The 9,336-nt window shown below is 39.2% G+C and carries 9 protein-coding genes; 1 reads left to right on the top strand and 8 read right to left on the bottom strand.

Going from position 1 to position 9,336, the window contains the following annotated elements:
• Positions 1-200: 200 nt before the first annotated feature.
• The 4 genes from IIC38_09665 to IIC38_09650 form a co-directional block, all read right to left on the bottom strand.
• Positions 201-455: a hypothetical protein gene (locus tag IIC38_09665; GenBank protein ID MCH8126216.1), complete on the bottom strand. Its 255-nt coding sequence runs from the start codon at positions 453-455 to the stop codon at positions 201-203.
• Complete coding sequence (locus IIC38_09660) at positions 436-735, bottom strand: hypothetical protein (GenBank protein ID MCH8126215.1); 300 nt, start codon at positions 733-735, stop codon at positions 436-438. Before IIC38_09660 ends, IIC38_09665 begins: the two co-directional genes overlap by 20 nt.
• 34 nt (positions 736-769) lie before the next feature.
• Positions 770-916, bottom strand: coding sequence for a hypothetical protein (locus IIC38_09655; protein MCH8126214.1), 147 nt, complete (start codon positions 914-916; stop codon positions 770-772).
• Positions 917-1,013: 97 nt separating this feature from the next.
• Positions 1,014-2,663 carry a serine hydrolase gene (locus tag IIC38_09650; protein MCH8126213.1) on the bottom strand — a complete coding sequence of 550 codons (1,650 nt, stop codon included), beginning with the start codon at positions 2,661-2,663 and terminating at the stop codon, positions 1,014-1,016.
• A 626-nt stretch (positions 2,664-3,289) separates the two neighbouring features.
• Here IIC38_09650 and IIC38_09645 point away from each other — a divergent pair.
• Complete coding sequence (locus IIC38_09645) at positions 3,290-5,029, top strand: hypothetical protein (GenBank protein MCH8126212.1); 1,740 nt, start codon at positions 3,290-3,292, stop codon at positions 5,027-5,029.
• Positions 5,030-5,234: 205 nt separating this feature from the next.
• On the opposite strand, the gene arsM is transcribed toward IIC38_09645, so the two are convergent.
• The 4 genes from arsM to IIC38_09625 all read right to left on the bottom strand — a co-directional run bounded on the left by arsM (position 5,235) and on the right by IIC38_09625 (position 9,328).
• Positions 5,235-6,206, bottom strand: a complete 972-nt coding sequence (gene arsM, locus IIC38_09640; protein MCH8126211.1) for an arsenosugar biosynthesis arsenite methyltransferase ArsM — start codon at positions 6,204-6,206, stop codon at positions 5,235-5,237.
• 169 nt (positions 6,207-6,375) lie between these two features.
• Positions 6,376-7,491, bottom strand: coding sequence for an anion permease (locus tag IIC38_09635; GenBank protein MCH8126210.1), 1,116 nt, complete (start codon positions 7,489-7,491; stop codon positions 6,376-6,378).
• Positions 7,492-7,518: 27 nt separating this feature from the next.
• Entirely contained in the window at positions 7,519-9,003 is a 1,485-nt protein-coding gene (locus IIC38_09630; protein ID MCH8126209.1) for an NAD(P)/FAD-dependent oxidoreductase, read from the bottom strand.
• On the bottom strand, positions 8,993-9,328 hold the full coding sequence (locus IIC38_09625; protein ID MCH8126208.1) for a hypothetical protein: 336 nt from the start codon (positions 9,326-9,328) through the stop codon (positions 8,993-8,995). The genes IIC38_09630 and IIC38_09625 overlap by 11 nt, the downstream gene beginning before the upstream one ends.
• Between the last annotated feature and the right edge of the window lie 8 nt (positions 9,329-9,336).

Below are 9,336 nucleotides of genomic sequence, written 5' to 3'. Positions count from 1 at the left end.
GTTTACAGTCAATCCAAGGAAACCAACCTCCGGTCCGTAAATGGCAGTTTCCGTAATACCGAGTGTCCCTATCTTGTCGCCAAACCCGAAGAAAGGGTAATCAAGTCCATTCCATAGCGCGTGACTTACACTAGCGACGAGCACAGAGCCGGATAGGTGCCGCAGCAACCCCCAAATTAGGCCGATAAAGGTAGCGCTAATCAAATAAACCGAATTTGCGCTACGGGAATATCAAAGCCGGTGTCGAGCGAGACTGCGGAAATGTGCCAGAGCGACAAAGGGACGCTGGTCCAGATCAAAACCTGCATGTCAGTTAGCCCTGCCCGTTTGGGGGAAGCCCACAACCAGCCCCGAAAAAAGCCTTCCTCTGTAAGAAGGCCCATAATAACACCCACGGAACTCATGAGCGCCATGTTGATGCCGGCCTTCTCCCAATCAGCGCCACCGAGGTCCACAACCCCAACCATGAAGACGATAAGTGTAATCGTTCCTAGAACGATTAGCGGATAAAGCACGGCCAGACCATGATCCCGCAAGCTGCCCCCACACAAGTCCTATTTCCTTAGCCGGGAAACGCTGCCAATACCATAAGACACCATGCGGAAAATTCTCAGGTTCCATTACATGGGTAGCGCCTGCTGCAAGGGCTTTCTTGTAGGTAGCATCACAGTCTTCCACGTAAATATACATCATAGCGGGCATTGCTCCGATTTCATCCATCGGCTCGCCCATCATCACGACAGAATCACCGATCTTTACTTCTGCATGTTTAACGCTGCCATCCTCCCGATAGCGTGGATCGCCTCTTTATTCGGCATCGAACACACGCTGGAGGAATTGAATAAGGGTTGATACGTTCTACGATTAAGTAAGGCGTGATCGTGTGCAGCCCAAATGGATTCTGATTTTCTACCATGCTATTTACTCCTGTACTTTATAATAAAGATACAGAAGCGGCTAGCGAAAAGGCAAGGGCAAAACCTGGAAGTTTTGTGGAGAGGATCTGTCCGGTATTATTTATTCTTAAATTTCTTTTCCATCCTTTTTATATTTTCTTGGTACACTTTTAAATTGGAATCAAAGTTTGTTTCTCCAAGTTCAACGGCAATTTTGTAATTCTTCAGAGCGAGTTGGTGTTCTCCTTTTGCAGCATAACCATCACCTAAACCATCATAGACATTTGCTGCATTGGCATGATTGGTTGTGTTTTGCTGAAAAAAATGAAGGGCTTGCTCGGTTTTATCATCTCGCAGGAACATATAAGCTACCTGGTTTATAATGCCCTCATTATTCGGATTATCATCTATAAGAGGTTTGAGATCGTCATAAGCCTCATTAAATCTTCCGCCATCGTAAAATAACTCTAATACCGAACTTAAATAATTAACAATAGGAAAAATCGCATAGCCTGCACTTGCGGATATCACTTGGAAATATTTTTTCAAACCTGGAAGTCCGCCTTCTTCGTCCGATTCAAAATGCTTCAGGTTGCGCAGGCTTGGCAGGACTAATCTTTCAGGCATTGGATTCGAAAAATGTACTTCACGGTAAATATCATCCACCACTTTCTGAATGTTAATTGGGCCAACATTCGAACAGACAATAATGGTTGTACTATCGTCATATAGAGCTATATAAGTTGAAAAACCCCCCTTTCCGCCACTGTGTAAAAACAGTTTTGCAGCCGGATTTCTTTCAAGCATATTTTGTGGATTTCGAAACCAACCATAACAATATCCAGTTTTATTTGTTGTAAACATCTTTTGAGTCAATTCTTTTGATAGAAGTTTATGGGAACGTAAAGCATGGCTCCAAATATAAAGATCCTCAACTGTCGAGTGTATCCCGCCGGCAGCATAAGAAGTAGATTGATCCCGGAATTCTCCATCCTCAAATGTTTCAATCAACCCCCACAAATAGTCTTCAAAGTTACAATCTTTTGCTACATGATTTTCGACAAAGTCATTATCTGAATAGCCGGTATTTTTAAGTCCAAGCGGAGATGTTATGTGCTGTTTCAACAATTCATCATAAGTTTGACCTGTAACTTCTTCGAGTATGACTCCCAATAGCTGAAATCCCAGGCTGCTGTAATAAAACTTTCTACCAGGTTGATTTATAAATCCTACATCTCCAATAAGCTTTGCATATTGTTCTGGTGTATAAGCCTTTTGAAAAAAATCCTCTTTTGTCAATCCTAAATCCATAAGTGCTGAATAATGCGGCAGACCGGAAGTATTAGAAAGTAATCGATGAATAGTGAGTTTATCTCCTTTCTGTTTTGGAAAGTAGGGGAGAATATCAGCAACCGATTGTTCTAAACTTAGAACACCTTTTTCCACCATCTGAAGCACCAACAGTGCAGTAAATGGTTTCGTAACCGAACCGATCTGAAATTTTGAATCTATTTGGAGTGGAATATCTTTATCACGATTATACCAGCCGTATGTTTTCTTGAAAATGACTTTATCATGTTTTGCTACTAAAACCGCACCATTAAAATTGCTCTTCAGATCGAGAAACTTGCCTTCGCCGCGATATAAACTGCTTCCTTCTTTTTGATACAATGATAACAGTGAATCGAGATTCTGACTAAATGCATTTGTATAAATTATGCATAATAGTGCGACAATTAGAAGTTTATATTTTCTGTTGTGAATCATTTGGAATCCCTTCCGTTTATAGTTCATGCCAAAATAATAGCAGAATGTACTTTAATCTTTCATCGTTTCGATAATAGGCTTACATCTAATGTGCATTTCCTTTTTGGATACCGGACAACTTGAAAAAAAGTTGATTATTTCGGTTATCATGACAAACCCCCTTTTTTTCTTATAGATAAAAAGGCTCCGAGGTTGTTATCTGGCTATGCGGCACTTGCTCTCTACGTAGTCAATGATTCGAGAAGCAAATTCGGATTTGTGGAGAAGATTTGTCCGGCTATTTGATCGGCGGCGCGGCCCGGAAATGTACCTATCGATTTATTTTGGCAGTATTTATGTCAGGAATGATCGATAAAGAAATATCTTGACATTCTCTGTCAAATATTGTATTTAATGTCATAATTCAAAAGCAGTGGGGTGTTTTCGCAGCCCGATGATAGTATGCATATTTGTGAATATCTTTACTGCTTGCAAATATTTAACTAAGGATAAGGGATTTATTATTTGAGTTTTTGTTATTCAAATTCGTGCTAACAAGAAAAATCTATCGGAAATTATTGGAATAGAAAAAATATACTTAATTAATTTAGTTTCTGTTCTTCCAAGAGATGTGAGATTTCGAAGCCATGCCTAATACAACTGTAATTACTTTCTTGAGATATCAAGACTTCTTTTCACAAATAGAAAAAAGAGGCTTGTTTATACCAATCTCATATCTGAGTGACGACGACAATATTGATAATTTAGTAACACACTTTATAGAAAACTTTGACAGTATCGAAGCCATTTCATATAGCTCTTTTCTTAACGCAATTGTACAAACAAAAGACGCAGAACAAACAACAAAAATTGGATGGAATGAAATCAAACAATGTAAACTAGTTCATAACATAGACATTATAAATAATGGTCTAATATTTCATAGAGATAATTTACTCTATATAATTGCTCAATTAATGAGCAAAGATAAAGCCGGGCAAACAAGAATTACTGGTCAAAAAACTTCCGACAATGCAGCAACCTATTATAAAGCTTTATTACTTATTAATAGCAAGGCAGTTTTCAGTCCACCAAAATCGTTATCCGAACAGATTCTCTTGAGAGATTATTTTCTAAGAGCCTATCCATACTATTACATCCCTGATGAGGTTGAAAATGTATATAAAATGAGATTTCAAAGGTATTGGTATGTGTACAACGATCTAATCGAACAATTTGAAACCAATAAAATGGATAAAATCAAAGAGGGCATAGAGTTAATATCAAAAGAATTTGATCTTTCTTTATCAGATTATTTTCGTGTTTTGATTGGAATTTTTATTTGGTTTTTGAATTTTCCTAACACAATAAGAAGGAATCCTTTAAATAATGAACTTAAAATTGCAGGTTTCACTTATGAGAAAATTGAAACGTATTACATTGAAAAACAAAATTTTATGGGCAGTGATTTATTCAAGCTTATCAAACATCTAGCCCTCGATATTGACAAATTTAATAGTAAATTACAAAAAGTTCGTAGAGATCCGATAGATGGCTTTTATAAAGATTTTCAAAGCTTTTTTGACTGGCCCGTTTTTAAAATTAATGAGGACAAATTTTGTATTATTGATTTGAAATTCTTATTTGAGGGTATTTGCTCAGGCTTCTTTTGGCGCCTCAACGAAATATCTTCAAAAGATTTACAAGGGATTAAACAACAGTATGGCAATCTGCTAGAAATATACTTTGTTGAGTTATTGAATAAAATCTTTGATAAAAAACTAAATAAAAATGGCAAATTTAACGGATATCCCGACGCCATTCTAGAGACAGATACTCATATACTTATTTTTGAATTTACTGTAGAATATTACAGATTCGCTTCTTTGTATAGCGAAGACTTAGGTCTTTTCTTCAAGGATATTTACAGACTTCTGTTCAATGAAGGTAAACACGATCTAAATTCAAGAAATAAAAAAGACAAGGGTAAATTTCATAAATTAGATAAATACGTAGAAGGACACATGAGTTCTAAAAAAGTGATTATACCTATTTTGGTTACAGAAAATTATGTAGGTGATTACGATTTATTGGACAGGTTTAATAATTTTCTATCAGACAATATTGCTAGCAAGAAACTAAATAATCTTAAACGAAACAAACCATTAATAATTAATTTGGATGATCTTGAAAATTTTTGGAAAATATCAGATCTAGCAAAATCTTCGGAACAATTTATAGAATTCATCAATAATTGGAAGGGATTAAAAGATAAGGGTCCATATCATTTTAATTTTTCCTATTTCATGGCTGAGACATACAATAAACAAGAGATTCAAAATGACTTCAATGATTTCTTTAATTGGCAAGAATTTATAAAAATATGATCAAGAGCTTTAGCTTTATGATGTTTATAAGAAAAGAAAGGATTTATAGTTTAATAAAATTAGGTAATATAAACCCACGAGCGCGTTATTTTCTAAGTTATTTGTTCGTTTTTACTCGTTATGAAGAGGTATTACTTCTAGAGAATAACTGCCAATTTCATCCCTTCCCATAAAACTTTATTTTTGGTCTTTATTCAGGAAAGCCCTAACAACACCCCCCGCCATCATAAAAATAAGTTGAATCCGTAATCAATAAATCATCCCGGCTGAGTCCATTCAAGTCTCCGGCGGTTTTATCGCATACGGCTATGGGTTGGTTCCGAACCAGGATGTGGCCTTTGTGGTCATCCAAATATTCGTCATCGCCAAAGAAGATAGCGGTTTTTCCGGTGAATACACAGGGGCCGTCATCGGGCATGGGATCTTTGATGGCGCAAATTTCAACGCTTTCGATATAGATCAATTCATCGGTATCGTATTTTTTTGGATCGAGAACACGGTATGGGCGTTTTGCCCGCACTTCTATCGTGCCGAAGCCAATATCCGTTATTCGTTTGATGTAGTCGTTCAGAGGCAGCGCGCCGGTGAGACATAACGCCCGAAGTCTTTCGTCGCTTCTCAAATGATCGGGTATTGCCGCCTCGCAAACCGGATCCGATAACACCAATCTTCCTCGTGGCTGCAAAACTCTATACATTTCCGCCAGGGCTTGTATGAGATCATTTTCAGTAAATATGTTGAACAAACAGTTTTGCGCCGCCACTTCAATAGACTCATCCTCAATAGGAAGCGATAGTGCGTCTCCTTTACGAATATCGATAAAATCGGATTCAAACCAGGAATTGAGCCGCTGCGCTTCTTGAAAATTTTCCCGGCAAGCCGTTACCATTTCATCGACTACATCCAGGCCAATGACGCCGTTTTTTTTGCGGCTAAAATAAGAGAATTGCAGCAGTTCCATGCCGCCGCCAATGCCGACATACAAGATCGTGGGATTATTTACCAGATCACGCGGGTGAACCGTACTGCCGCAGCCGTAATTCATATCCAGCATCTTTTGGGGAATTGATAGTCCGGGCAGCTGCCAAATAGGGGAGGTTGTGCAGCAAAGTCCTTTATCCGGATTTAAAGCTGCTTCTTTATACACATTCTTTGTGGTTTCCAAATAGGTTTCCATTCCAACTCCTTAATAAATTAACTAAATGAACATTTGCAAAATTAACAGAATGTCATTTCGAACATGCGAAGCGTGGAGAAATCTTATCTCAATCAATTTATTCTCGTATGGATTAAAAGATTTCTCGTCGTAAACTCCTCGAAATGACTGCATTATTGTTTTTTCAAAATTAACTGATTATTAAATAGGTCATAGCGCTGATCCCGGCAGCCATTGGTAAAGTAAGAACCCAAGACAGGACAATGGTTGAGATCATTCCCATATTAGCAGTTCGATTAACCAATCCGATTCCGGTTATTGATCCGACGGATACATGCGTCGTCGAGACCGGAAAGGCCAACACGCTTGAAAAGATGACCAGGAAACTGGTAACGAGCAAAGCGGTTAGTCCCTGTCCATCATTAAAAGTGCTGATTTTTTTACTCATTGTAATCGCTACTTTTTTAGCGTTTAGAAGTCCTCCAAGAGCTATGGCAATAGCGACAATCATCATGCTCGATGGCATTCCCATCACTTGTAATCCCAATAACAACGCGACGATCTTCGGTGTGTCATTTAATCCTCTGGCAAAACTAACAGCGCCGGAACTGATAAAATGTGCAACATCCACCATTTTTTGAAATCTAATACCCAGCAACGATCCTGAATACTTTTCCTGTCCGTTTCCCTCCGAGATGCCGAATTTTAATTTTGTCGAAGTATTTATTGCCACACCGGATGATTGAACCACTGAAGGAACGGCTTCGGTCTCTTTGCGAATGAAAGCAATCGATTGGCAAGTGATGCCAAGCTTTAAACGGACGAAATGAAAAAGGATATATAGCATGGCTGCCAGGGTTAACGCGATGAAAGGGCTTAATAATAATGGCAGAAAGAATGTGCTGCCCAGTTTAGCCAGGTCCACCCCGGCCGATGATGCCATCAACCCGCTACCGACCAATGCCCCGGTGATAGAATGGGTTGTGGAAATAGGATAGCCGATGAATGTTGCAAACAAAACAGTTGCCGCTGCTCCGATTACCACAGCAAAAACAAACTCCGGTGAAGTGACCACTGAATCAGGCACCAACCCTTTGCCAGTAAATTTATTGAGAAGTATTTTGGCCAGAAAGATAGAGCAAATGCTGCCGGCAAAAGTGGTTATCGTTGCCCAGATAATTGCAGTTTTATAATTTGTTGTATCACTGCCAAATAGCGTTGCTACACCTTTGAAATTATCATTGGCGCCATTGGCGTAGGCGAGAAAAAGTACTCCGATTATAATACCGATGAACAATAAACTCAAACTAAATCTCCAAATACAACCTTCTAATTAAATTATCCTTTGCGGATCACTTGTATCCGGTAATTGGCCATGATAGTGAAATAGTTTTTGCAACAGCCATACAAACGATCTCGATTGCTTTCTTACATACCATTGGTCCGCAGCCCGCCGATTTCCCAAAACATAAGTGGGATAAGGATGGATCGTATCTGCCATTTGTCTCAGGGTAACCCCATTTCGCATGGCTAAGGCATACTCACCAATCATTTCACCGGCGTTAGTTCCCAAAATATTGACTCCATAAATTTTGCCATTGAATTTTTTTGCATAAACTTTGATCCATCCGATTTTTTCGTTCTCAGTAATGGCTCGATCAATTTTATTGAAGGGAAACTTATAAAGCTCGTAAGATATTCCTTTTTGCTTTAATTCATTTTCAGAGGCACCGACATGGGCCATCTCCGGTTCGGTGAACGTACACCAGGTAATGTGTTTGGAATCCAGCGTCATGGGGAAGTGTAATAGTGCATTGCTGGTAGCCACCTTTGCCATGTGTTCAGCAAAATGTGTGAACTGGAATCTACCGGCCACATCTCCGACAGCATAAATATTTTTTACTGAAGTCCGACATTTATCATTAACCACAATTCCCCTTTTGTTGGATTCAATTCCAGCTTCCTGCAAACCTAAATTGGCGATGTTCGCTTTGCGACCGACAGATAACAGGACAGTATCGCCATCAATCGTTAAAGTCGTCTGTTTGGATGAATCTTCTGTAATAACAGAGATAGTTCCGTTCTTTTGGTTAATGCTTTTTACCGCAGACTTTAAGACAAACCGGATTCCTTCTCCTTGAAGCTTTTCCTGCAGGATGACAGCTAGTTCGCGATCGTCTCTTGTTAATATTCTTTCTGCCCGATTGATGACGGTTACCGAAGAATTCAATCGAATGAATGCCTGGGCCATTTCGATACCGATCGGACCGGCTCCGATAACAATCAATTTTGATGGAAGTTTGGATAAGTTGAATAGGGTTTCATTTGTTAAATAATCGACACGCGAAAGACCTTCGATGGGCGGAACAACAGCCGAACTTCCGGTTGCTATTACGAAGTATCTTGACGACAACTGCCTGGAAGTAGCACCATTTTCATCGAATTCAATTCTATGATTGTCGAGAAATTTTGCAGTCCCGGCCAGGACATCGATCCCCATTTTCCGATAAATTGCAGGGTCATCCGCATCTCTATAAACTTCTTCCTGGGTTTGATGAACATGTTCCATCACTTTAGCAAAATCAAATTTAACTTCTGAGGCTTCTAATCCATAACGATTTGCTGTTTTGAAATAGTGGGCAATTTTTGCGGCTTTCAACAAGGTTTTACTTGGGACGCAGCCATACCACGTGCAGTCGCCGCCTAATTTTTTGGCTTCGATCAATGCGGTCTTGGCACCAAATGAAACTGACATTCCAGCTGCGGTTAGACCACCAGCGCCGCCGCCGATAACGATCATGTCATAATCATACTTCATTCGCCTCCTCATGAATTCTTGATTTTACTTTCTTAATAGTTGACCAGGTGCTAAAAATAACAAGAAAAGCTACAAAAGAATAAACCCAAAATGGAACGTTCTTACCAACAATGATGAGATACAGGTAGGCCGAAATAAAGAAAAAACCGGCCAACAGGGCTGGAAGAACAATCGATTTTTTCTTACGAAAGTTATTGACCAACCAGGCTATGGATAATGTAAAAAATGGAATTGCACCGACGTATATTGCGCCAAAAATAATCGGGTTGACTCCATATTGCTCACCGAGCTCCAAAAACCAATCTTTAAGCGAAGACCAATCCATTTAGCATT

The organism is candidate division KSB1 bacterium, assembly GCA_022566355.1.
GTDB lineage: Bacteria > Zhuqueibacterota > JdFR-76 > JdFR-76 > DREG01 > JADFJB01.
The sequence above is the reverse complement of the archived record's forward strand: the minus strand, read 5'-3'. Positions and strand labels throughout refer to the sequence as shown.

Bases quoted from the DNA above. Each gene is read 5' to 3' on its own strand.
- IIC38_09660 (MCH8126215.1), bottom strand. From the start codon at position 735: ATGATGGGCGAGCCGATGGATGAAATCGGAGCAATGCCCGCTATGATG.
- IIC38_09655 (MCH8126214.1), bottom strand. From the start codon at position 916: ATGGTAGAAAATCAGAATCCATTTGGGCTGCACACGATCACGCCTTAC.
- IIC38_09650 (MCH8126213.1), bottom strand. From the start codon at position 2,663: ATGATTCACAACAGAAAATATAAACTTCTAATTGTCGCACTATTATGC.
- IIC38_09645 (MCH8126212.1), top strand. From the start codon at position 3,290: ATGCCTAATACAACTGTAATTACTTTCTTGAGATATCAAGACTTCTTT.
- arsM (MCH8126211.1), bottom strand. From the start codon at position 6,206: ATGGAAACCTATTTGGAAACCACAAAGAATGTGTATAAAGAAGCAGCT.
- IIC38_09630 (MCH8126209.1), bottom strand. From the start codon at position 9,003: ATGAAGTATGATTATGACATGATCGTTATCGGCGGCGGCGCTGGTGGT.
- IIC38_09625 (MCH8126208.1), bottom strand. From the start codon at position 9,328: ATGGATTGGTCTTCGCTTAAAGATTGGTTTTTGGAGCTCGGTGAGCAA.